Origin of the sequence: Guptibacillus hwajinpoensis (genome assembly GCF_001039475.1) — a bacterium.
Lineage (GTDB): Bacteria > Bacillota > Bacilli > Bacillales > Guptibacillaceae > Guptibacillus > Guptibacillus hwajinpoensis.
Window position 1 is genome coordinate 1089611 of sequence record NZ_LELK01000004.1, and the last position, 24067, is coordinate 1113677.

Genomic DNA, 24067 nt, shown 5'->3' on the forward strand with positions numbered 1-24067 from the left:
TGGTTAATTGAGGAAAAGTGCCTGTCACCACCCGATTTATGTGCTTTTTTGTCGAATTTGGTCTACGAAGCCTGTGAAAAGCGTCTAACTTCATTAGTGTTGCATTGCCTTAGTTTGCCACGATCTTTCAAGTACTTGAGAGGAAAACGGTCGTTTGGGTAACGCATTACCTTGTAGGTAAGTATGAAAAGAATAGATCATATTGTATTTATGGAGGAGGGTGAAATTATAATGGAAGGAAATCATGATGAACTGCTAATGTCGAGCTGTTATTGTTATAAATTAGATGCTCCTTTTCAATTAGGTTCTGTTAGCTAATATTGTTGATTTCTTGATTCTTGACTCATTCGAGTGAAACCGCAGTTTCACTCGAATGAGTCAAGAATCAATACTGTTCATTAACATAGGTTTTAATTAAAGAAAAAATGATAGGTTAAAAGACCTGGTAAAAAAGAATGTAATAGTTTGTATTAAAAGATTTGATTAAAATCCGTTCTTATTGAAGAACCAAAAACATGGGTTTTAACTCGATTATTGAAACAATTGTAATAAAGACATGAGGTAAATAGGTATATGGTACTATATTGTGCAAAGGTTATAAAAACCGTATTAATCTGTCACATTTATGTAACTGACTTGTTACTGGACTAAAATCGCTGTGTTATATTTCCCTGTTATCATGTGGAACATGGGTGATTGAGAAAGAAACAAAACAACACCAATATTAAAACTCTCAGGAGGAATGTATACATGGTAGCTCGTAAAAACATTGTAAGAAACGTGGTTACATCCACAGCACTAGCTGGAATGATGTTTGCTAGTCCGGTAGTTTCAGAGGCGGCTCTAGGAGATCAAACACTTTCTTATGGTGAAAAACACGGCGACGTTGTCGAGTTACAGGATGTACTGTCAGCCAAAGGGTATTTCAACTATGATGAATCTACAGGATACTTCGGACCAATTACTCAAGGTGCAGTGAAGCAATTCCAGAAAGATCACGGTCTTTCTGTTGACGGCATCGCAGGTCCAAATACATTTTCAGCAATTCAAAACGTTAATAATGGACAAGCTCAACGTACGCTAGTACAGGGTGACCGCGGTCATTCAGTATCAGCACTACAGGAGAAGCTTGGTGGATACTATAACTACTCAGTAGATGGAATATATGGCCCTATTACAGCACAAGCTGTACGTGCGTTCCAAGCTGACAATGGCCTATCAGTAGATGGTATTGCTGGTAAGAACACATGGTCAGTATTGAACGGTGGAGCTGCGCCTGCTAAAACTACTAATAAAGAAGCAGTGAAGACAACTACTTCAAATTCTAATTCCACATCTGCAAAGCAATCTAACTCAGAAAGCAAATCTTCAGAGCAGAGTGGTAAAGAAATTAGCGTAGAAGCTACAGCCTACACAGCATTTTGTACAGGTTGTTCAGGTGTAACAGCAACTGGTATTGATTTAAGAGCTAATCCAAATCAAAAAGTAATCGCTGTTGACCCTGACGTTATCCCACTTGGATCTAAAGTACATGTAGAAGGTTATGGTACAGCAATCGCTGGTGATACTGGTGGTGCTATCCAAGGAAACCGCATTGATCTATTCATGCCTGAACGTCAAGATGCGCTAGACTTTGGCCGTAAGACATTAACTGTAACAGTACTTGACTAATTAAAAAGTAAGTAGCCGACTGCCTGATTAATAATCAGGCAGTCTTTTTTTGCGTTTTTCTAGCAACTTTACTCGTAAACTACTGGAATGACCAAGTTTCCCGGGTGGTTTTTATGTTTTCTCTCGTGTGATATAGTTTCAAAGGTTTGAATTAATTGTGCACGAGAGGAGCCTTTTTTATGCGTAACACAATGATTCGATGGAGCTTCTTTTTCATAGGTCTAGCCGTGCTTGGTCTCGGAATTGCCATGACGATAAAAGGGAAAGCATTCGGGATTGGTCCCTGGGATGTATTCCATTATGGATTATATGAACAGTTTGGTTTAACGATTGGTACCTGGTCTATTATTACCGGTTTTATCCTACTGGGCGTCACATCCCTTTATACAAAAACCTATCCGAAGTTAGGCGCATTTTTGAATATGCTATTTCTCGGATTGTTTATCGATTTATTTCTATATATTCTACCTACTCCAGAATCGCTAGTAATACAGGGGATTGTTTTTGTTTTCGGTGTGATCGTAATTGGATATGGCATAGGACTATATGTTACATCTGGGCTAGGAGCTGGTCCACGAGACGGTATTATGCTACTCATTGTCGAAAAAACAGGGTGGCGAATTGATTGGGTAAGAAATGGAATTGAAGTAGTGGTGTTATTAGGAGGATGGGCACTTGGTGGGCCTGTTGGAATCGGAAGTATTGTGATTGCTTTTATGCTTGGTAACATTATTCGTTATTCCATTCCACAATGCAAAACGATGCTTTCAGCTGTGCTTTCCTATCAAAATCCAACCTCAGCAAAAGAATCTACCAATTAATATTGTTAAAGTCTACCAGAGATGGTGGGCTTTTTGTTTTGTTTTGAATATTCAATTAATTAGTAATGGAGATTACAGATCAGTTGATGGTTTTGTTTTATTATACAAGTATCAAATGAAAAAGGAGTGTTAAAGGTGGCTGAAACAATGACTGCTAAATCAGAAGCTCAGGTAAAACCAGCATTAACGAAGTCAGTTCAAGCATCCGTTATTGGTGGAATCGTTGCAGGTATTATTTTTGGAATTCTAATGCAGATGATGGGGCGCATCGGTATGATCGCTTCAATGATGGGAAGTGAAAGCCTAGTCGTTGGGTGGGGCATTCATATGGTAATTAGCGTTGTTTTTGCTATAGGTTTTGGTTTGATTGCAGTAAACACGAACAAAATTTATATGCTCGGTATTCTTCATGGTATTGCGATCTGGATTATCGGGCCACTTGTTGTCATGCCCATGATGATGGGGATGGGAACGATGCTTAGTCAAGCCTTTTCATCGGGTCAATTAATGAGTCTGCTTACACACCTAATGTTTTCATTGATTTTAGCGTTTGTCTATAAGAAAGTAGTTTAATACAAAACCCTCTCCATTGGTTGGAGAGGGTGTTAAACGTTCACTATGCTTTAATGATTTCTGCATTAACTTCATGTTCTTTAATATAAGCAAGAGGAAGAAGTGTGCTTTCAAAATCAAATGCTTTTAATTCTTGTTCGCTTGCAAGCCGATTTGGGTAATCAGGATTAGCGAGTGCGCTCGTACCGAGGCTAACAAAGTCAGTATCATTTTGATCGAGGAGCTTACTTGCCTTATCTGGATCACCAAGTTGTCCGTTGGCAATAACCGGTAAGCTGCTAAATGCTTTTGCAGCTGCTGTTAATGATTTTGATCCTTCACCAAAAGCAGGTTGAGTAGCATCTGGATCAGTCACGTGAATATAATCTAATCCTTGTTCAAGAGTAGTGAAAATGGTTTTAGCTGATTCTTCACCATTTGGCCATTTATAAGCAGGATCAGTTACTTTAATTTGAGAAAGGCGCATGCCTACAGTAAAGTCTTCTCCTACTTCATTTCGTACATCTTTAATAACTTCAACAAGTAGCTTCAAGCGATTTTCAAGTGAACCGCCGTACTCATCGTCGCGTTCATTCAAATAATCGGTTAAGAATTGATCAAGAAGGTAGCCGTTCGCACCGTGTATTTCCACACCATCAAAGCCTGCTTCTTTAGCAAGACGAGCTGCTTGAACAAAAGAGTGACGAACTTCTTCAATTTCATCGAGTGTAAGGGCTCTTGGAACATCAAATGTACCTGAACCGCCATAGAACCCAAGCTGTTCACCTTTTGGTGGAATTGCTGATGGTGCTACTGTCTCGTCAGTATAAGCGTTTCCTTGACTTTGACCACCTGCATGCATCAGTTGCGCAATGATCGCAGTATCATGTTCGTGAACAGCAGAAACAACGTTCTTCCAAGTTTCAACGTGATTATTGTTTGTAAGGCCAGGTTGATTTAAGTACCCCTGACTATATAACTCATCGGTATAGATGCCCTCTGTAATCACAGCACCAAAACCACCTTTTGCAAATCGCTCATAATAATCACGCATTGTTGTCGTTGCGCTACTATCATCTGTTGCAGTAATACGTGTCATAGGCGCAACAATAAAACGGTTGTTCATTGATATCTTTCCTAGTTGCTTAGAAGTATATAAATTCTCATGTGCCATTATTATCATCCTTTCACTAAGTCATTACGGTACTCATTATATGGGAAACCTATTGAATAAACGAAGGTTATGCTCACTACAATAGGTTCCACATTTTTACACTCTTCATACCCACAGAGCAAATCAGAGTTTTAAAAATGTGATTTTTTTAGCAAATGAAGCCGTTGATTTCCGCTCCAGGATGCTCGCTTTCCGCGGGGCGAGCGGTGAGCCTCCTCGGCGCACAAAAACATTGCGCCTGTGGGGTCTCACCTGTCCCGCTAGTCCCGCAGGAGTCGAGCATCCTTCCGCTCCAACCAACCTCAAAATTTGCTACTTATATAAAACTCTTTCAGGATTAACAAACGTTGAAAAAGAAGCCTAAAAAAAGATAACCCCATTAAATGGAGTTATCTTTAAAAGATTTATCGAATTTGACCTGTACCTGTCATGCAATACTTGATCGTTGTAAGAGCTGGTAAGCCCATTGGTCCTCTTGCATGAAGCTTCTGTGTAGAAATACCAATTTCTGCACCAAAGCCTAGAGCCGATCCGTCTGTGAAACGAGTAGACGCATTGTGATAAACAGCTGCAGCGTCTACAAGATTACGGAAAAGTGAAGCTGATTTAGCATCTTCAGTAATGATTGCTTCAGAGTGCTTTGTGCCATATGTTTCAATATGGTCAATTGCTTCCTGAGTGTTGTTTACTGTTTTAATCGCAATTTCAAGACCGAGATATTCATTGCTCCAGTCGTCTTCATCTGCTGGTACGGCTTCTTTAAATGTGTTCACGATGTGATCATCACCATGGACTTTAATGTTATTGTCAGCAAGTGATTTTTCTAAAAGATCTTTGTTCTCTTCTAGCCACTTAGTGTGAACAATAAGGGTTTCTACCGCATTACAAACAGCAGGTCTGTCTGTTTTTGCGTTAATAAGAATATCAATTGCTTTTTCTGGTTGAGCTGTTTCATCAAAATAGATGTGGCAGTTCCCGACTCCTGTTTCAAGAACGGGTACCGTTGCATTGTTAACAACCGTGTTGATAAGAGCTCCGCCACCGCGTGGGATGAGTACATCGATATGATCTTTCATAGTGAATAGCTGACTTGTTGCTTCGCGATCAGTTGTTGCGATTAACTGAACGGCCTCAGCTGGAATTTTTGTTTTTGGAAGTGCTTCGTGAATCACACGAACGATTCCTTTGTTGGAATTAAGTGCGTTTGAACCACCTTTCAGCACAATTGCGTTACCAGATTTCAAAGCTAACCCAGTTGCATCTACTGTTACGTTTGGTCGAGCTTCATAGATCATACCAATAACACCAAGAGGTACGCGTACTTGTTCAACCTGCATGCCATTATCAAGGTTCCAGTCGGAAATAACTTCTCCTACAGGATCTTCAAGCTCTGCAACTTCACGAAGACCATTTGCGAAATCTTTTACACGCTCTTCAGTCAAGCGAAGACGATCCATAAACGCTTCAGTGAATCCTTTCTCTGTACCGCGATCTAAATCTTTTTTGTTTTCGTTAAGAATAAACTCTGTTTCTTTTTCAAGTTCATCTGCAATAATGAGTAAAGCCTCATTTTTTTCTTCCGTTGTTAGTAGGGATAGAGATTTAGAAGCTACCTGTGCTTTCTTTGCTTGTTCCTTTACATTGACTGTACGATCTAGAGTAGTCATCAAACGCCTCCTATAGTTTTCTTTTATTTTATATCATTTTTAAGATTAGTAAATTGCATAACAAACGAACAGAGGGAGTAAATGTCCCCCTCTGACGTAATGCTATGATCCGAGTGGAATAGCTAATTGATCGTGGTAAACAAAGTCATTAATATGAACAGCTTCTTTAACTGAGGTATCAATGAGTTCCGAAATTTCATCTGTTGATAATCCTTTGATCATCTTCAGATGCTTGGAAGAATAGTTTGTTACGCCAATTCCAATTTCTTCTCCATCCATATCAGTGAGTTTAACAACTGCACCTGGTTTGAAGTGTCCGTGTACATAATGAACACCTTTTGGCTGTAGGCTTCGTTCATGTTCGGAAATTTCTGAGCTTGCTTTATCTGTTACAATAACTTCGCCTTCAGGACCAGAGTTAAATGCAATCCACTGTTTCTTGTTATCAAGTTCTGTTTGTCCTTCAGGTGTAAAGTACGTTCCTTTTGCTGTTTCGTGTACTGCATCATAAATAATGCCTTTTGTTGTTGCATTACCAAGGAAAGATGGCGTACCTGAAGCCATCGCTATTTTGACGGCATCAATTTTGGATCTCATGCCACCAGTACCCACTGAACTACCCGGTTCACCAGCTGATTCTTCGATTTCAGGTGTGATTTCTGTTACGTGTTCGAGAAGCTTAGCATCTGGATTATTCCTTGGATCATCATTATAAAGCCCATCTATATCAGATAGAATGATAAGTTGATCCGCACTTACAAGAGCTCCAACTTTTGCTGAAAGTGTGTCATTATCTCCAAATTTCAATCGTTCTACAGTTACAGTATCATTTTCATTAACGATAGGAACGATTCCTCGTTCTAACAATACATTGATGGTATTTCTTGCGTTGTTGTATCTTTTTCGATCAGAAAAGTCACTGCGCGTAATCAGAATTTGTGAAGCAGTGTAGCCGTGAGATATGAACCGTTCTGAATAAGCCTCCATTAACAGTCCTTGACCGATTGATGCCGCGGCCTGTTTTTCTGAAAGTGATGTTGGACGTTCAAGGCAACCAAGTCTACGGTAACCAGCGGCTACTGCACCTGATGATACAAGTAGAACTTCATGTCCTTCATCTTTAAGCATAACAATGTCATCAACTAGCTTTTCAAGTTTTCTTCGGCTAATGTCTCCAAGTCTGCTCGTTAAAGAGCTGCTTCCTATTTTAATTACGATTCGTTTCTTTTCGTCGTTTAGACTCATCATTTCACTCCTATAACTTGCCGTTAAATGTGTGATTTCGTTTAATCAACTGACTCTATGAGTATAACAAACGCTCATTGTCATACAATATGACTCGCTCAAATAGTCCGGATAAATGGAGAATAACTAAGAATATGGACGATATGAGTTCTAACCTCACTTTACATTGGCTTAGAAGATGAGAGGAGGGCTTACCACTATATATAACGATTGGAAAACGTTCCTTAATACCATTAATATCCAATTTATTCGTATCCTTGCATAGGTTGAAAGTTGATAAAGCGCAAAATGTAAGGGCTTTCATTATTGTGGTGAATAAAATTTGTTTTTTATACATTGCCACCACACTTGTATCAGACAAGGGTTATGAAGTTTGGTATACTGCTCATAAACACGATGCAAAGGGGCGGTGAGATGAACTTTTTTGATATTGTTTTCGTATTATTAACAGCTACATGGATAGGCGAGTTTATTATGAAACGGGGAAAAGAAAGCACGAGCGGATCGTCAATTGAGAAGCGTTCCTTCCTCCTCATCCTATCTATGATTATCACTTCAATCGCAGCTACGCTCCTATTGAATGAGCTAGAAGTTTTTCTGTTTAATAAAAGTCCGGTTACGAATGGAATTGGTTTGCTTCTATATGGTGGAGGTATTGCGCTAAGATACTGGGGAATAAAGGAACTCGGCCATTTCTTCTCTAGAAACGTCATTGTAGAGAGTAAAGTGGACCTTGTAAGTTCTGGACCATATCGCATATTAAGACATCCGCTATATACAGGACTGCTTTTAACTACAATTGGAATTCCGATCTATATTGGAGTGTGGGGTGGTGTCATACTAGTAGTCCTATTGATTACACCTGCGCTACTATTTCGCATACGCCTTGAAGAAAGGATGCTCTATGATTCAGTTGGGGAGCCTTATCGTAAGTGGGGGAAAGAACGTTATCGGCTTGTACCTTATATCTATTAAGATAGAATCCCTAAAGTGGTAATGATAGACATATCCGCTATTTAGGATTAGGTTGAATGAATTAGGGAACAAGAAGAGGACGACATATTAATGAAAGAGGATACTGTATGAATTTATCTAAAGCATCCATCAATTTACGTAACAGCTTCTGGTTTCTTCCAGTCGTTTATGGACTTATATCACTAGTAGTGGTTGCACTCAGTACATGGGTTGATCTCTTATACGTTTCGCAGCTTGAAGGGCAACTACCGAAACTATTCCTTTCAACTGAAAAGGTTGCACAGTCTCTATACGGGCCGCTTGTAACCGCGATCTTAACGATGACAACGATCTCGTTCTCCTCTATTATGGTGGTGCTCACAACCTATTCAAGTCAATTTTCCCCACGAGTTCTCCAGGATTTCATATCTGATCGCTTTACACAGCATGTTCTTGGTATCTTCGTTGCGGGGTTTGTTTTTGCACTAGTTAATTTACTTCTCCTTACTGGAAAAGACAGCCGCATTATTGTATCACCATTGTTAACTGTTATTCTTGCTATTACTTGTTTATTGTTTTTTGTTCTATTTATTCATCACTCAGCGGCATTTGTACAGGTTAATAATTTAATCGAGAAAATTGCTAGGAAATCATTATCCCTTGTAGAGAATAAAAGCGAATTGCATGAAGGAGAGCCGTTTGAAAAGTGGGATAGCTGGGAGATAAGCGAGTTAAAGGAAGATGAAGGCTTACCCATATACAGCAAAAAAATGGGCTATATTCAGTTCATTCCTTATAAGAAATTGATTCAAATCGCTACTCAAAGTGAAAGCGTCATTCGAATCGACGCCGATGTTGGTCGTTACGTAAATCCTGGAACAAGATTAGCAACTGTCTGGTCAGCTGATTTGTCTTCTTTCTCTGAAAGTAATGTTATCAATTCGATTGCTATTGGAACAGAACGTATTAATGAGCAGGATCTAGAATTCTCTATCCAGAAACTTGTGGAGATCGCTCTTAGAGCCATCTCACCATCGATTAATGACCCACACACTGCTATCAATTGCACCAACAGAATAGGTACTATTCTTTCGAAGATAGGGCACACGTATCAACCAAAAGAAGCCTTTTTCGATGATAAGAGGAATCTTCGCGTATTAACGGAGCCAAAACCATTCTTTCAATACCTTTACAAATCTTTTTATCAAATTAGACATTACGGTCAAGATGATGTAGCCATGCTTAATGGGATATTAGACGCATTAATCCTAACAGCAGATGGACAAAATGAGGCAATCAAGCGAGATGTACAGAAGTTTCATTCTTATGTCATCAATAGTATTGACCTTAACGGTTTTCCTGACCTGGATCGGGAGTTGTTACAACATACCTCCGATGAACTGAATAGAATATGTAAATTATAAAATAATAGGCTATGTTAGCTCATATTGTTGATTTCTCGATTTTTGGCTCATTCGAGTGAAACCTCAGTTTCACTCGCATTTCAGCTCTGCTTAAAGGTCGCCCTGTTATGACCAATCGTCTGAGCAAATGAATTTGCTCGAAACGATGGTCACAACAGGGCGTAAATGAGCCAAAAATCAACACTATTTATTAACATAGCCAAATAATAAAGACTTCTGTTGGTCGTAACAGAAGTCTTTACTTTTGTTTATATGCTTTTGCAATTGTGTCATTGGAAAGCTTGAACTCTTCTAATACACTACTTTCTTGATTTCGAATGACGAATTCTAGAGGAAGTCCTGAATTTGGTTCAACCCATAGACTAAAAGTTGTTTTATCAAAAGATCCTTCTGTTATTCTGCCTTGAGCAAGAATAGCTTTACGGTTTGTAAAATCGGCATTTGCATCACTTATTCTCCAGTTATCAAGATTAGTAAGGTAAGATTCAATAAATGACCTAGCTTGCTCTCGGTCACTTTCGCTATTGATTGTTTCAAGTGATTGAAAAATTGCAGTATACAACTCTTCTTTTGACGGAGTCGCTTGCATTTTTGTTTCTGTATTATTTGTCTCAGTATAAAGAAATCCGATTTCAGAAGCAGCGAAAAGACCAGTGCCGGTTAGCATGACTAGGAGAACAATGTATGTGAGATAAGCAGGGAATTTTTCTTGAATAAAGATTGTAAACCTTCTTGTCTTTGGTGGCGTATCAGGATGTTGAAGACGAGATCGAACACGTTTTTTGTGATGATCCTCAAAGGAAACGGCTTTTGTATCGATCATTCTAGCTCGAAGACTTTTTAGCTTCTCATCCATTGTCACACCTCCTTAATACATTTCTTTCAAAAGCATTCTTGCGCGTCTTAATCTTGTTTTGACAGAGTTTTCTTTAAGGGATAATAGGTCGCTCATTTCTTGGACTTTTAAGTCTTCGAAATAATGCAGAAAAATAACTTCTCGGTATTTCATTGGCAACTTTAGAATATTTCTTGTTAGCTCTTTATTTTCTTCTAAACCCACTAGTTGAGCGTCGGGTGAAGAGTCCTGGTGTTTAATTGTTGATAATAATGATTGAGCGAAAACAATATTGCGATGGGACCAGCTTTTTAGTACATCTTTGCACTTATTCGCAGTAATGGTGAGGACCCATGATTTGAGAGAAGCATTATTATTAAAGCTATCAAGTTTTGTGTAGCATATGATAAACACTTCCTGGGCGATATCTTCTGCTTTCCCTTTGTCTTTTAAATAACTATAGGCAAGCCATACAACACTTTCTCCATAGTCTTCCATAATTGTTTCAAGGACCGCATCCTTATCCGTGAGGTCAATGTCTAATAGATCTGTGAATTCTCTTCTCCCCAAGGCTGGCCCTCCTTTTTCAGCCCTTCCAAACAAATGACGATGCTCATGCTTGAAGGGTTTCATTTCGTCTATTTTCCATAATTTGTGGGTATTCGTACATTATAGAATAGAATGAGGAAAACTGGGTGGATTTTCCTGAAATTAAATAGAAAAAGAAGCTTATTCTCTTATAAGTGGTTATTTGTACCTAGGTAGGGAATTGGCAGGGGGAGAGGAGAACAACATGTGGGTGTGGAAAGGTATTTTAGAAGAACAATACATATAAATAAAGGATGAACAAGATGACGAAATCAACACTAGCTCCAACCGCACCTAACGAACGAATACATTCCATTGATGCCATGCGAGGTCTCGCTCTGCTAGGGATCTTCTTTGTTAATATGGTTGATTTTCATTCACCATGGATGTATGTTGATCAAATTAGTTATTGGGGGGATGACTGGAATCAATTTCTAATGAATGCAATCGATCTTTTTGCTCAGGCTAGCTTTTATCCCCTTTTCTCGTTTCTATTTGGTTATGGATTTCTTATTTTGAGGAATCGGCTCACTGATCGAGGTGAGGCGTTTCGGTCGGTTATAGTTAGAAGGTTGCTGTTTCTATTAGCCCTTGGTATCATTCATTTCACTCTCATATGGCATGGAGACATTCTATTTACTTATAGCTTATGTGGGTTTTTGCTCCTTTTCTTTATTCATCTGGAAGGGAAGACATTAATCAAAATCGGTCTTAGCCTTTGGCTATTCTATGTTACGATCTTCTTTCTTCTGATGCTTCCGTTCGCTAACGCAGATTTAACAACTCATAATCCTTCTGCAATAGAACAGTCTATCCTAGTATACGGCTCTGGTAGTTATACTGAAATCATGATTCAACGTCTTAGTGATTGGTACTATGTTAATGGTGGATTGAACGGTGCTTTTCTACTATTCACGATTTTCCCATATTTCTTATTTGGTGCAGGGTTTGCGAAAAAAGGCTGGTTTAATGGGGATGTCAGTCACTTACCATTAATAAAAAAAATGTTGTTCATTGGTGCACTTGGATTCGTGATTAAAGTTAGTCCATTCGTATTCGATTCCTATGCATTCTCACATCTTCAAGATAGTCTAGGTGGACCGCTTGTATCTTTATTCTATCTTTCATCCTTATCGCTACTCTATTACTCAGGTAGAAGATTAAAGGTATTCGAATGGATTGGTAAAATGGCTCTCACTAATTATCTGCTGCAGTCCATTCTTGGCACGTTCCTTTTCTATCATTATGGTCTTGGGTTGTATGGCAGTGTTGAAATCAGTACAGGTGTTGTTTTATTAATAGGGTTCTTTGTTTTACAAGTGCTAGGGAGCAGAAGTTGGTTAAAGGCGTATCAATACGGACCAGTTGAATGGGTCTGGAGGATGGTAACGTATCAAAAGAGGTTTTCTATTAAACGAAATAGGAAAGAAGGTAATTCTCATGAAAATCATTGAAAAAGCGATTGAAACAGCTGGTATCGCGCACGATGGACAATATCGAAAAAAATCGACGCTCCCCTATCTGTCTCATCCTGTAACAGTTGGTTTCTATTTGCTAGAGTCAGGATCATCAGAAGAAGTTGTTGCAGCTGGCATTCTTCATGATGTTCTTGAGGATACGTCGCTATCATTTGATAATGTAAAAGCAGAGTTCGGAGAAGTTATTGCAAATCTTGTATTCGAGTGTTCTGAGCCAGATAAAAGTCTTGAGTGGGAGGAGAGAAAGCTCCATACCATTAATAAACTAAAAACAGCGTCTTTTTCAGTGAAACAAATTACATGTGCAGATAAATTACATAATTTAAGAACTATTCAACGTGATCTTAGGAATGAAGGACCCTTAGTCTGGGAGCGGTTTAATCGAGGGAGAGACCAACAGCAGTGGTATTACAACACGATTTACACAAGTCTCATGACGGATCTTTCATCAGAACAATCTTCTTTTCCTTTATTTGAAAAGCTGCAGAAAACGATTGCTGCAGTGTTTCATTAATAAGAAATCAAAATCATATCGAATTTCAATGATTATCTTTCTTATGGAAGGGTATTGGTAATTATACTTAGACAGTAGGAGGATTTATCATGGAACTCATATTATATGTAGCTGTAGCAGTCATTGCACTTGTATTTGCAGTCTTAAGCGTTTTTCTAATTAAAGTGCTTAAATCGACTGAAAAGACGCTTTCAAACACAGCGAAAACAATTGACTCTCTTCAAGGACAAATTGATGGATTAACAAAGGAAACAACAATGATTCTTCACAAAACAAACGTCCTTGCTGACGATGTTCAAACAAAGGTTGGACAATTCTCACCTGTCTTTCAATCTGTGAAAGAAACAGGAGATTCACTGCACCATTTGACCAACTCATTATCTAAACTTGGACAATCTGTAGAAAAAGGTGTGGATGCAAAGCAGGGAAAGGCTGCCGAGGCGGCGAATTGGGGTAGTACTGCTTTAGCAATGTGGGAGAAGTATCGCTTGAAGAAAATGAACGTACAAACGGCCAAGGAGGAAGGATAACAATGAAGAAATCAAACTCATCTGATCATGAAGTGAAGGTTGAACACGAGCCAGCTCCAGAAGGGTATTCATCTCCAACAAGAGAGGTTATTAAGATTAATAAGTCCGCTCCACAAAAGCCTAAAAAACAAATTAAGGCACCAACCATTGCTGCGATCGCTGGTAGTGTTGTAGGGGCAGCAGCCGGTGTGCTACTTGCACCAAAAGCTGGGAAAGACCTACGACATGACATTAGCGATGGCGTCACAAAGGCGAAAGACAAAAGTGTTGAAGTATCAGGAAATGTGAAAGATAAGTCGACTGCTTTTGCACAATCAGTAAAGACAAAGTCTAATGATTTAGTAAGTAAAGTAAAAAACAGAAAAGGCGATACAAGTTCGCCTGAAGAAGAAGCAGCGGCAGCAACTGCTAGTGGTTATTCTATTAAACGGGCTGCTGAACTCGATGAGACTGAAGTTCCAACTTCAACAATTGTTGAACATGATGTCGAGAAAATCATCGTTGAAACAGAAGGTGCAGAGACGATGGAAGATGTGATTCAGGCTGATGTTGAGCGTACGTTAGAAAGAGATCCAGATCATCCTGAAACATTGAATGAAGCAGCTGAACTTGAACTAAAACGCACAAAGCGTAAACGATAAACGTTAGAAAGCCAACCGCATGAGCGGTTGGCTTTTTTGTGGTGATTTTGTCTGCACGTCTAGGAATGGTGAATCGAGTTTACTTTAGTCGCTTCTTTCACAACACTTCTTGCTTTTAGTGCCTCTTGTTGTTCCTGCTTAGCTTTGTTCTCGATTTGCTTAATGTCCTGCTTGGTTGGACCAATCATGATAACATAAACCCTCCTAATTTGTTCTACTAGACAGTTCCCCTCTCGTATAAGTTAAAACACAAAATCGCTTAAAAGTTAGAAAATGGTAATAAAGTCTTTCTATTCTAAATAAAACGCTTTCATTTCTTTATAATGAACACGTGAAAGGACGAAAATGTGCGGATTTTGTAATCTCATGACTAGTTTCCACGAAGTTATTTCCACAGCCCGTTTTTTGATGCACAATGATCATAAGAAGTCGAATGATCTGAGACTATATCGCAAAAAAGGTGGGGCATAAAGATGAAAAAGGTATTAATAGTGGACGACCAGTATGGAATTCGCGTTTTGTTGAGCGAGGTTTTCAAAAAGGAAGGGTACCAGACACTTCAAGCTGCAAATGGAATGACGGCAATAGAGCTTGTAAGACAAGAAAGCCCTGATTTAGTACTCCTTGATTTAAAAATGCCCGGTATGGATGGATTAGAAGTATTTAAAGCCTTAAAGAAATTCGATGAAAAAGTCCAGGTTATTTTCATGACTGCGTACGGCGAACTAAAACTTGTGCAAGAATTCATGAATTTAGGTGCGATCACTCATTTTGCAAAACCGTTTGATATTGAAGAAGTATGTAGAACGGTTAAACGTGTTATTCCTCTCGATGCGAAAGATTTGGTGCGCTCAAAATAACTTTCACAACGCTTCAGATTACAATAGGTAGAAAAAAAGCTGTTACTAGTCAGTCGACTAGTAACAGCTTTTTGTTTTGGATAGTGTATTATTTGTTTTTCCCGCGCTTGTTATTTGGTTTGTTAGCTGATTTTGGTGCAACGTTTCTTTTTAGGTCAAGCTCAAGTTTTTGGGTGATTTTCTCCAAGTACTTTTCTTCTCCAGGAAGAAGGAGTGTCACAACTGAACCTTCTTTGCCCATTCGACCTGTTCGACCAGAACGATGGAGATAAGTTCTAGCATCTTCTGACAGATCATAATGAAAAACGTGGGTGATATTATCAATATCTAGACCTCTAGCAGCAAGATCTGTTGTAAGCAGAAGCTGGACTTGGTCATTACGAAAACGATTCAGCACGTTTTTACGTTCTGTTTTATTCGTCGAACTATCTAACACATCGAACGATATTTTCTTAGTGGCAAGTATATCTTTAAGTCGTGAAAGGTAGTTACTATTGTTTACGAATGCTAGTGCTTTCACGCCATCTTTGCGGGCGAGCTTTCTTAGAAGTTCAGGCTTTTCTCGTCGATTTGTAACGTAATAACTGTGATCAATTGCTTTCTTTTCATCGTCTGTAGCAGCTATGCTTAGAACTGACGGGTCGTCAGAAAGTTTCTTTGCCTGAACAAGAACTTTATCGCTAATCGTAGCAGAAAAGAAAAGGAGCTGACAGTCGCGAAGCGCAGACTGACAAATGTAGGAAACATCTTCTATTGTAGAAGGATGAAGAACCTGATCGGCTTCATCTGCAACGATGGTTTTCACTTCGTTCATTTTAAGCTTCTTCATATCAATTAATTCAGCGATACGATTTGGCGTGCCTACAATTAGTTGAGGGTGCTTTTTAAGCTTTTCTAGCTGACGTTTCACAGCAGCACCACCAATAAGTGAGGCAGCTGTCATTCCGCTTCCTTTTAAGAAGCCTTGTGAGACTTCAAAGACTTGCATAGCAAGCTCTCGTGTTGGGGCAAGTATGATAGCTTGAGTTTTGTTTTTCTCAGGATCCATTTTTTGAAGAATTGGTAGAAGGTAAGCAAGTGTTTTACCAGTTCCAGTTGGCGCTTCAACAAGAAGGTCTTCTCCATCCATAATTCTAGGAATGGCTTTCTCCTGAACTTGTGACAGATCAGTAAATCCTGCAGCTTGCCAATTCTCTGAAAGAAATGGGTGGTGATCGAACATTTTCATATGTTTGCTCCTTTTTAATCATGTGCATTTTATTTTAACATAGATGCGGTTTAGTCATTAGTTCGGATGATAGATAATGAAACGAGTTGATGTTTCGCTCAAAAGAGAAAGGGAATAAACGAAACAAGGAGGTTGGTATCGTGAACGGCTATTTACTTAGAAAAATGTCAGTATATACATTACTAGCAGGGATTGTTGCTGCTCTTTATATCGGAATCACTCTTGGCAATAACTTACCAGATTATGCAACGATTGAAGAGCCTTATCCACTAAGGTGGATCCTTGCTATGGGTGCATTCGGAATTTCGGCCATTATATCATCTATTCTTTATACCGGAAGTGTTCTTGCTACTATCATGACTCAGAATAAATAAGAACATTCCTTTTAAATTGACAAAGAGCGCATCGCTTGGATGCGCTCTTTCTTCGTTTTATATATAACGATCGTTAGTTATTAACAGTAACTCCTTCATTGCCGCGGTAAACATACCATAGAGATCTGTTGATCTCTCAAACAACGAAAGCCCTACCTCTCTTCCATCCTTACGGCTCCGAAGCCGCGCCAGTGTGAGTGAGGAGGATCAACAGCAATTGTAGTATGGCCATTAACTTGATACAAGCCAATTAGAATCATGCTGTTCATACCTTTCCAGTTATGAATTTTAGTTCTCCTTATTCTAAAGGAGCTAGTTGTTAATATCGGGTTTATTGATACCCCAACTACACATTATACACGGTTCAGTTATATTGTCAACATTGTTGTTATTTTTTTCCTGAAAAGTATCCGATCAACCCTAGTACGATACCGAGAGCGGCACCTCCACCAACTTCGACAGGCTGGTGACCAAGCAATTCGTTAAGCTCAACGTCTCTTCTTGCATGAAAGAGATCAGGATAGTGACCTGATAATAACTCTATGTCTTCGTCTAAATCATTCACAAGTCTCGCGATTTCCCCAGTATGTCTTCTGATTCCCTGAGCGTCATACATGACAATTACACCAAATACGACAGCTAGTGCCGTCTCAACTGAATGTTTGCCTGTTTCTAACGCTGTATATGTTGCAAGTGCCGAGACACCAGCAGAGTGGGAACTAGGCATTCCACCCGTCTGGAAGAATGGTTTCCAGTCCCATTTCCCTTTTGTAACCTTATACGTCGCAATCTTTAGGCCCTGTGCTAGCAAGATTGCAGAGATCGCTGTCCCAATTCCTCGATTCATCACATTCACCTCATCGTTATTCTTACAATAAGAGCTCATTATTATGAATGAGAAGAAAATATTTCGGATCAATAAGCAAGTGAGTTTTGGATAGTAATAATGGTTTCGCCCGTTTTCGTACGATCACATTCATTATGTAATAGCACAAGCTGTTTTTTTACATATGATGGTAATAAAGAGCGGAGGAGGATAAATTCAGGAGGTAATAGGATATGGCCAATTATGGAATAACGAGAGATTATATAGGAAAAGGAAAATCAAGACCAAAAGAAAAAAATGACGGGATCACATTTATTGTAGCGCATGACACTGGTAACCCGGGATCGAGTGCATATGTAAACCGTGCGTACTTTGCAAAGAATGTTGTCTCTGCTTCAGCGCATACCTTCATCGATGATTCAGTCATCCTTGAAATCATCCCACTTACCGAAAAAGCTTGGCATGTCAGGTATGTCTCGACAATGGACAACATTCTATTTGATGGTGATGCGAATGATAAGGCAATTGGTGTTGAATTATGCTGGGGAGGTAGTATTTCATTTTCAGAAGCGTATAAACGCTACGTTTGGTATCATGCTTATTTGTGTGACAAATTCAATCTTGACCCACAATCAGATATTGTAGCTCATTCAACTCTTGATCCAACGAGAAGAACAGATCCTCAAAATGCGTTAAATCGCTATGGTATAACGTGGGGAGCCTTTATTGAAGACGTGGTAGAAGAATGGAAGACGTTTCGAACAACGAGTTCAGATGAAAAAGTGAGATCTACGAACAGCACACTACTTGTAACTTATGGTGATCGAGGTGCTGCAGTAGAAAAGATTCAAGAGCTTCTTATCCGTGCAGGAATGGATCTTCGTGAATACGGAGCCGACGGAGTGTTCGGTAAAGAAACACTTGAAGCAGTTCAGAAATTCCAGAGGTTGTCGGGACTAATTGAGGATGGAATCGTTGGACCTAAAACCATTGCAGCTCTAAAACGCGTTCGTAAAGGACAATTCAATTCTTCAACGCCCGTTCGTCCTTATCCGGGTAGTTACGTGATGATTGGAGATAGAGGAAAAGATGTAGAGGCGATCCAACGAGCTGTTAATGTTAAACCAGACGGGATTTTTGGTCCCAACACGGAGAGTGCAGTTAAAAGGTATCAAGCAAGGAAGGGACTTTCCGTAGATGGAATCGTTGGGCCTGCAACGTGGAATATGCTCTTCTAGCAAGCACATCGAAAACAGATTGAAAATAGTGCAAACTCTCTACTTCCGTTACGCTTGAAGTAGCAAAGTCGAGAGGATGGTCTAGATGAGCAAAGTTGTTATTGTAACAGGTGCAACGTCAGGAATAGGAGAGGCAGCAGCCCTTAATTTTGCAGAAAAAGGAGCACAGGTTGTTGGGATTGGACGTTCTAAAGAGCGTGGCGAAGCGCTAGAACATAAAGGGGAATCACTCGCGGGATCTATTGATTTCTATCAAGTAGATGTAGGAAAAGAGTCCGAAGTAAAGAAGTTCTTTGAAGAATTTAAAGAAACATATGAGAAATTGGATGTACTATTTAATAATGCAGGGGTCGCAGATGTTGGCATTGGTCCGCTAAGTCGCGTTTCGGACGAAGATTGGGATCGGCTATTTCATATTAATTTGAAATCCATTTACTATATGGTGAATCATGCTGAAAGACTTTTTGTAAAAGAGTCTACTATTATTAACAATGCAGCGATTGTTGGAACGATAAAATATCCTTCAGCTCTTCCAGCATATAGTGCAGCAAAAGCAGGTGTAGTTGCTCTGACAAAATCATTGGCAGGTCGATATGCCAAACGCAAAATACGTGTTAATGCGATATCACCTGGACCAATCGATACGCCTCTTGCTCAAAAGCTTTATGGATCTGAAGAAAACTTTCAGAAAGCGTATAAACAGCACCCAAGAGGATCATTCGGAAGACCTGAAGAAGTTGCGAAAGCTGTGTATTTCCTTGCAAGTGATGAGTCGAGTTATATAAACGGCCACAATCTAGTTATAGATGGTGGTTACACGCTAGCATAAGGAAAACCCGTGCAATGCACGGGTTTTTCTTATGCTTTAGGTACTTTCAAATCAGGAATCCACTGCTTCATATGTTGATTGATCTCGTTTAATAACTCGGAGTTCACTTCGCTCAATGGATTAACGTGGTAATTCTTATCTACAAACGTAGGTGTAAACGAAGGAGAGGTGACAGTAATCGTTGAAATTCCTCTGAATTCTTTCTTTACAATGTTCACTTTCAGAATTCCACCTATATCTTTATAATCCATCCGTTGACCTGAGAGGAAATTACCGAGTGAATAAGCGACAAGTACTTTACGGTCATCTGAAGTTTCTATCCATTCTAGTGGTTGCAATACGTGTGGATGATGCCCAAGAATAAGATCAGCGCCTGCTTCTGCTATATCCGATGAGAGAGCTAATTGATCGTTACTAGGGTATCTCTCATATTCGTTTCCGAAATGAATACTAACAACTACCGCATCCGCTTCTTTTTTAGCTGCTAGAATGTCATTCTTTATTAACTCTCGATCTATGTAGTTAACGAGATAGGGTTTTCCTGACGGAGGCCGAATCCCGTTCGTTCCATAAGTGTAAGCAAGAAAGGCAACAGAGATACCATTCTGCTCTATGGTGCGAATTTCTTTACGATCTTTTTCTGAAAGATAGCTTCCAGTATAGAGAATTCCAATTTTGTTCCAGTGTTTAATTGCATTTTGAATCGCTTTTTCTCCTCGATCAAGCGTGTGGTTGTTCGCCATTGAAACAATATCGACGCCTGATGACTTTAGGGCGTCCCCAACCTCCGTAGGACTATTAAAGGAAGGATAGGAAGATAAACCAATAGAAGTTCCACCAATGACCGTTTCCTGATTAGCAAAAGTTATATCTGCATCTTGTAACTGCTTTTGTACTTTTGAGAGCATTGGATTGAAGTTATAGCTGTTCCCTTCAACGGCTTTCTCATAGACGCGATCATGGATAAGAATATCTCCAACTGCAGCAAGAGTGATCGACGAAGTTGTAAGAGGTTGGTTGCTTTTAGCAGGGGAGATGTCCGTGTTATAAGTAGAAAGGTCTAAAGATTTTCTCTCAGCAGAATATTCGTCTTCCCCTTGTAGCAATAAAGCTGCAACGGCGATAACAAGCATGATAAGTATTCCAATTGTTATTTTTTTCATGTAATTCTCCTATATTCATTCATTGAGTATTAGTATGTACAAACTTAAGTTTCGACAAAATCAAGGATATTCCTCTTTAAAAAGAATTAAGCTATGTTAATGAACAGTGTTGATTTTTGGCTCATTTACGCCCTGTGGTGACCAATCGCTTCGAGCAAATTCATTTGCTCAGACGATTGGTCACCACAGGGCGACCTTTCAGCAGAGCTGAAAGGCGAGTGAAACTGAGGTTTCACTCGAATGAGCCAAAAATCGAGAAATCAACAATATGAGCTAACATAGCCAAAAAATCCATTTATTGTCCGAAATCGATTTTTATTGTCCAAAAATCCAATATATTAGCTAAAACTCTGTTATATTGTCCAACCTACACATTAGCTCTTATCTTGCTTCGTTTGATATAGTTAATAAGGAAAAAGGAAGGAGAGAGATGCATATGAATAAACCGAATATCCTGTTTATAGGTGCTGGTCGAATGGCAGAAGCTATTTTTGCTGGTCTTAAACAGCCAAACACAATCGGTACAATTACGATTTCAAATCAATCAGATCAAGAACGTTTGGAACAGTTAAAAGATACATATGAAGTTGAAACAGCTTCGTGGCAAGAAGTTATTTCAGACCATGAGGTGATCATTCTTGCAATGCCTCCTTCAGCTCACCCTGCAGTTCTTGCTGAGCTTGCTAATAAAGTAGACAATCAGTTTATTATAACAGTTGCAGCGGGAATCGGACCGTCTGTTCTTGAAGAAGCTCTTCCAAACCGACCAACAGCCTGGATTATGCCAAATACAGCAGCTGATATCGGTGAATCCATGTCTTTATTTGCATGCGGGAAGCATGTCTTATCAGAGCATCGAGAAGTGTTGCAGACGATTCTTTATGCAATAGGAGAATCGACTGAGTTAACAGAAGAGCAAATCCATCATTTAACTGCTGTGACGGGAAGCGCTCCTGCTTTTGTTTATCATATGGCTGAGTCACTTGAAATAACAGCAAAATCTTACGGCTTGTCAACAGATGTGGCTAGGAAGCTTGTCGTACAGATGATTTATGGATCTGCTTCGATGTTAAAAGATGGGCGTGAAGCTGGTGATTTACGAGATCAAGTGACAACGCCTGGTGGAGCAACTGCGGCGGGGCTTGAGGTTCTAGAGAATGGAAACTTTAGTGATCTTCTACATCAAGCTGTGCTTGCTGTTAATGCCAAAGCAGCAGAACAGGCCAAATAAAAAAAGCATGCTCAGGAATCCTGAGCATGCTTTTTTAGTTACAAAATATATGGTCCTAAAAGGAAGATTAAAATTCCGAGATTAAGTCCAAGTTGGTAAGAGGTTCGTTGAAGAATCGTCCATTCCTGATCTTGTCCAAGACGACTAATTGAAAAGGAAATAAGGAAGATAATAATAGGCCAGATGAAAGCAGCTCCTGGAAACGTAAGATAGGTAGGAGCAAGGTACTGAAATGGTCCATCAAGTATTGAAGGAAGAAATATCATTTGAGATGCTACACATAACAGTACAATGGTCCATTCCACCCACTTCTTGTCCTGTTCAATGGCTGTTGTATTGGCAAAATACAAATACATTAAACCAACTGCTGGAAGAATTAGGAATCCGAATGAGAAAGCGAGCATTGCGAACATCCCAACGACAGCTGTGAAGGTATAAAAGAGGGCGATCTTTAAGTCCTCTCCACTTGTTGCATTACTACTCTCGACAACCTCCTGTGAAGTGCTCGATCCGTGTAACACAAAACCGCTTTTTTCTTTATCCATCCAGATGACTGAATTTCCGGATACAGATATTGGGCGAATGGAAAGTTCCTCGCTCGTACTTCTTCGTGACGCAACCCATTTATCGTTCTTTTGAGTGGCTTCGTAAATACTAATGACTTCTCGTTTTGGTGAAATGGCACCATTAGCACTGAACAACAGATGGGGCTCGCCATTTATCTCATTTAATGAGAAATAGTTAGGTCTCGTAATTTCAGATCCAGTTTCTCCATTAGCGATTTTAAGAAGATTAACCTCAGCTGCTTCTCCATTAGCGCTTTCTCCGTAATACGTGTCAACAATTCTTGTTCCTTGCCTTGAAGCGAAAGCCGTATAGGTAAATACTAAGCCATTATCTGTGGAAATCGCTTGAAGGTTACTAAATAGTTCTCCTGAGGAGAGAGCCGTTTCATAAATCATTTCAGGCTCACTACCCTGCTCAAGGGTGTAAAATTGATTCATGGCATCTGTTTGAACATAGAGTAGAGCTTTTCCATCTTCTGTTACAACGGCATTTTTTATGTAAGGTGATACGGTTGTTGCTGATTCAATTGTACCTTCAGGTGTAACGAAATTTAGCTGGTGACGTGACCAGGCAACAATGCCATTGTCAGATGCATGTAGACCTTCGATGTTCTCAGCAATTGTTTTCTCTTTACCATTAGTAGAGTATACGAGCGCATCGCTCTTCTTGTAGATGGCTTGCTGATCATCCACATAGAAAGAGTAGCCTTCCGGAATGGCGTAATTCATATCCTCCGTTTCAACATCTAATTGTTCGTTAACGGTTACTTTACGCACTGGATCGCCACTAAAGTAAAGTTCCGTCTCATCACTCTCGTTCTTTGTAAACACTTGGCTGTCCTGAGCTGAAACATTAAGATCAACCGTTCGACTCCATCCTTCATCAGGCTTCTCTTGAAGTATTGATAGCTGATGAAGAAAGATGAGTAATAAGATAACGAAAGCAGTTAGAATTGGTATCCCATATTTTTTCATCATAGTCCCCCTTAAATTTTCAATCCATTTGCATTTTACATAAGTTTCAAAAAATTTACAATATTATTTCTAAAATAGCTAAAAACTTTGTGAATTTCATACTGTGAGATGTTGTTGGAAAATGGTTATTGTCTATTTATTGGTAGGATTAACGTGCTATGCCTAGGAAAGAAGGCGTAAAAAAACGAGTGCGCTGCACTCGTTTTTTAATTTCCTTCTATTCCAGTCTTTTCGACTTCCTTCACAACGATTTCGCCAGTCCCTCTTGGGATTTTGACAGTATGAATGGTTTGAGCTTCTAGAGCACGAGCAATCGCATTTGTTGCTTCACTAGGATCAATTTTATCACCGCACGTATAAACGTCTATTGAAGCATAACCATGTTCAGGAAAGCTGTGAATTGTGAGATGAGATTCGGCGATGATGACTGCCCCACTTATTCCCTGTGGTTCGAACGGGTGAAAAACAACATCTCTTATTTCTGCACCTGCTTCGAGTGCAGCACTAGCGAAAGTTTCTTCTATATAGATTAGATCGTTTAATTTTTCTTTGTTACAATTCCACATTTCGGCAATGATATGATGACCTAATGTTTCGATGATGATAGCCTCCCTTTTTGACTTTCCCTATAGTGTTCATTTCAGGAATTTGATTTATACAGGATTTCTCCCCTATACAGCACA

At 39.4% G+C, this 24067-nt stretch carries 25 protein-coding genes and 1 pseudogene; 15 read left to right on the forward strand and 11 right to left on the reverse strand.

The window, feature by feature from the left end; genetic code table 11:
- Positions 1 to 750 precede the first annotated feature (750 nt).
- The 3 genes from AB986_RS15460 to AB986_RS15470 all read left to right on the forward strand — a co-directional run bounded on the left by AB986_RS15460 (position 751) and on the right by AB986_RS15470 (position 3065).
- Complete coding sequence (locus AB986_RS15460) at positions 751 to 1671, forward strand: peptidoglycan-binding protein (protein WP_048312151.1); 921 nt, start codon at positions 751 to 753, stop codon at positions 1669 to 1671.
- 179 nt (positions 1672 to 1850) lie between these two features.
- Positions 1851 to 2492 (forward strand): YczE/YyaS/YitT family protein, encoded by a 642-nt coding sequence (locus AB986_RS15465; protein WP_048312153.1) that lies wholly within the window; start codon positions 1851 to 1853, stop codon positions 2490 to 2492.
- A gap of 135 nt (positions 2493 to 2627) precedes the next feature.
- On the forward strand, positions 2628 to 3065 hold the full coding sequence (locus AB986_RS15470) for a hypothetical protein (protein ID WP_236690396.1): 438 nt from the start codon (positions 2628 to 2630) through the stop codon (positions 3063 to 3065).
- A gap of 43 nt (positions 3066 to 3108) precedes the next feature.
- On the opposite strand, the gene AB986_RS15475 is transcribed toward AB986_RS15470, so the two are convergent.
- The 3 genes from AB986_RS15475 to proB all read right to left on the reverse strand — a co-directional run bounded on the left by AB986_RS15475 (position 3109) and on the right by proB (position 7130).
- On the reverse strand, positions 3109 to 4218 hold the full coding sequence (locus AB986_RS15475; protein WP_053216214.1) for an NADH:flavin oxidoreductase: 1110 nt from the start codon (positions 4216 to 4218) through the stop codon (positions 3109 to 3111).
- A gap of 404 nt (positions 4219 to 4622) precedes the next feature.
- Entirely contained in the window at positions 4623 to 5885 is a 1263-nt protein-coding gene (locus tag AB986_RS15480; protein ID WP_048312155.1) for a glutamate-5-semialdehyde dehydrogenase, read from the reverse strand.
- A gap of 102 nt (positions 5886 to 5987) precedes the next feature.
- Positions 5988 to 7130 (reverse strand): glutamate 5-kinase, encoded by a 1143-nt coding sequence (proB, locus tag AB986_RS15485; protein ID WP_048312156.1) that lies wholly within the window; start codon positions 7128 to 7130, stop codon positions 5988 to 5990.
- Between the two features lie 414 nt (positions 7131 to 7544).
- Here proB and AB986_RS15490 point away from each other — a divergent pair, with 414 nt between their 5' ends.
- Together AB986_RS15490 and AB986_RS15495 are read left to right on the forward strand one after the other, a co-directional pair.
- A complete protein-coding gene (locus AB986_RS15490) occupies positions 7545 to 8105 on the forward strand; it encodes a methyltransferase family protein (RefSeq protein WP_048312157.1) in 561 nt (186 codons plus the stop codon).
- 107 nt (positions 8106 to 8212) lie between these two features.
- Positions 8213 to 9508, forward strand: coding sequence for a DUF2254 domain-containing protein (locus AB986_RS15495; RefSeq protein ID WP_048312158.1), 1296 nt, complete (start codon positions 8213 to 8215; stop codon positions 9506 to 9508).
- A 238-nt stretch (positions 9509 to 9746) separates the two neighbouring features.
- On the opposite strand, the gene AB986_RS15500 is transcribed toward AB986_RS15495, so the two are convergent.
- Together AB986_RS15500 and AB986_RS15505 are read right to left on the reverse strand one after the other, a co-directional pair.
- On the reverse strand, positions 9747 to 10364 hold the full coding sequence (locus tag AB986_RS15500) for a hypothetical protein (protein ID WP_048312160.1): 618 nt from the start codon (positions 10362 to 10364) through the stop codon (positions 9747 to 9749).
- A gap of 12 nt (positions 10365 to 10376) precedes the next feature.
- Positions 10377 to 10913: a sigma-70 family RNA polymerase sigma factor gene (locus tag AB986_RS15505; RefSeq protein WP_236690397.1), complete on the reverse strand. Its 537-nt coding sequence runs from the start codon at positions 10911 to 10913 to the stop codon at positions 10377 to 10379.
- Between the two features lie 281 nt (positions 10914 to 11194).
- Between AB986_RS15505 and AB986_RS15510 the strand changes: the two genes are divergently transcribed.
- From AB986_RS15510 to AB986_RS21270, 4 genes are all read left to right on the forward strand, one after another.
- On the forward strand, positions 11195 to 12385 hold the full coding sequence (locus tag AB986_RS15510) for a DUF418 domain-containing protein (RefSeq protein ID WP_053216215.1): 1191 nt from the start codon (positions 11195 to 11197) through the stop codon (positions 12383 to 12385).
- Complete coding sequence (locus tag AB986_RS15515; RefSeq protein WP_048312163.1) at positions 12372 to 12923, forward strand: HD domain-containing protein; 552 nt, start codon at positions 12372 to 12374, stop codon at positions 12921 to 12923. The genes AB986_RS15510 and AB986_RS15515 overlap by 14 nt, the downstream gene beginning before the upstream one ends.
- An 89-nt stretch (positions 12924 to 13012) precedes the next feature.
- Positions 13013 to 13453 carry a DUF948 domain-containing protein gene (locus AB986_RS15520; RefSeq protein WP_048312164.1) on the forward strand — a complete coding sequence of 147 codons (441 nt, stop codon included), beginning with the start codon at positions 13013 to 13015 and terminating at the stop codon, positions 13451 to 13453.
- A 2-nt stretch (positions 13454 to 13455) separates the two neighbouring features.
- Positions 13456 to 14094 carry a YtxH domain-containing protein gene (locus AB986_RS21270; RefSeq protein WP_053216216.1) on the forward strand — a complete coding sequence of 213 codons (639 nt, stop codon included), beginning with the start codon at positions 13456 to 13458 and terminating at the stop codon, positions 14092 to 14094.
- Between the two features lie 59 nt (positions 14095 to 14153).
- On the opposite strand, the gene AB986_RS22875 is transcribed toward AB986_RS21270, so the two are convergent.
- Positions 14154 to 14282 carry a hypothetical protein gene (locus tag AB986_RS22875; RefSeq protein ID WP_269082704.1) on the reverse strand — a complete coding sequence of 43 codons (129 nt, stop codon included), beginning with the start codon at positions 14280 to 14282 and terminating at the stop codon, positions 14154 to 14156.
- Positions 14283 to 14567: 285 nt separating this feature from the next.
- Here AB986_RS22875 and AB986_RS15530 point away from each other — a divergent pair, with 285 nt between their 5' ends.
- A complete protein-coding gene (locus tag AB986_RS15530) occupies positions 14568 to 14954 on the forward strand; it encodes a response regulator (RefSeq protein WP_048312165.1) in 387 nt (128 codons plus the stop codon).
- Between the two features lie 88 nt (positions 14955 to 15042).
- Here AB986_RS15530 and AB986_RS15535 read toward each other — a convergent pair whose 3' ends face one another.
- Positions 15043 to 16182, reverse strand: coding sequence for a DEAD/DEAH box helicase (locus tag AB986_RS15535; protein ID WP_048312166.1), 1140 nt, complete (start codon positions 16180 to 16182; stop codon positions 15043 to 15045).
- Between the two features lie 140 nt (positions 16183 to 16322).
- Here AB986_RS15535 and AB986_RS15540 point away from each other — a divergent pair, with 140 nt between their 5' ends.
- Positions 16323 to 16556, forward strand: a complete 234-nt coding sequence (locus tag AB986_RS15540; protein ID WP_048312167.1) for a hypothetical protein — start codon at positions 16323 to 16325, stop codon at positions 16554 to 16556.
- Positions 16557 to 16944: 388 nt separating this feature from the next.
- Here the strand turns inward: AB986_RS15540 and AB986_RS15545 are convergent, their stop codons facing one another.
- Complete coding sequence (locus tag AB986_RS15545) at positions 16945 to 17412, reverse strand: divergent PAP2 family protein (RefSeq protein WP_152671008.1); 468 nt, start codon at positions 17410 to 17412, stop codon at positions 16945 to 16947.
- Positions 17413 to 17615: 203 nt separating this feature from the next.
- Between AB986_RS15545 and AB986_RS22755 the strand changes: the two are divergent.
- From AB986_RS22755 to AB986_RS15555, 3 genes and pseudogenes are all read left to right on the forward strand, one after another.
- Positions 17616 to 18143: pseudogene (locus AB986_RS22755) on the forward strand (peptidoglycan recognition protein family protein); the annotation flags it as partial.
- Positions 18144 to 18164: 21 nt separating this feature from the next.
- Positions 18165 to 18620, forward strand: coding sequence for a peptidoglycan-binding domain-containing protein (locus AB986_RS22760; RefSeq protein WP_269082709.1), 456 nt, complete (start codon positions 18165 to 18167; stop codon positions 18618 to 18620).
- 85 nt (positions 18621 to 18705) lie between these two features.
- Positions 18706 to 19449: an SDR family NAD(P)-dependent oxidoreductase gene (locus AB986_RS15555; protein ID WP_048312170.1), complete on the forward strand. Its 744-nt coding sequence runs from the start codon at positions 18706 to 18708 to the stop codon at positions 19447 to 19449.
- A 29-nt stretch (positions 19450 to 19478) separates the two neighbouring features.
- On the opposite strand, the gene AB986_RS15560 is transcribed toward AB986_RS15555, so the two are convergent.
- Entirely contained in the window at positions 19479 to 20612 is a 1134-nt protein-coding gene (locus AB986_RS15560) for a CapA family protein (RefSeq protein ID WP_048312171.1), read from the reverse strand.
- 436 nt (positions 20613 to 21048) lie between these two features.
- On the opposite strand from AB986_RS15560, the gene proC reads away from it, so the two are divergent.
- Complete coding sequence (proC, locus tag AB986_RS15565; protein ID WP_048312172.1) at positions 21049 to 21843, forward strand: pyrroline-5-carboxylate reductase; 795 nt, start codon at positions 21049 to 21051, stop codon at positions 21841 to 21843.
- 38 nt (positions 21844 to 21881) lie between these two features.
- Here the strand turns inward: proC and AB986_RS15570 are convergent, their stop codons facing one another.
- Positions 21882 to 23387: a hypothetical protein gene (locus AB986_RS15570; protein ID WP_152671009.1), complete on the reverse strand. Its 1506-nt coding sequence runs from the start codon at positions 23385 to 23387 to the stop codon at positions 21882 to 21884.
- A 203-nt stretch (positions 23388 to 23590) separates the two neighbouring features.
- Positions 23591 to 23983 (reverse strand): adenosylmethionine decarboxylase, encoded by a 393-nt coding sequence (speD, locus tag AB986_RS15575; protein ID WP_048312174.1) that lies wholly within the window; start codon positions 23981 to 23983, stop codon positions 23591 to 23593.
- Between the last annotated feature and the right edge of the window lie 84 nt (positions 23984 to 24067).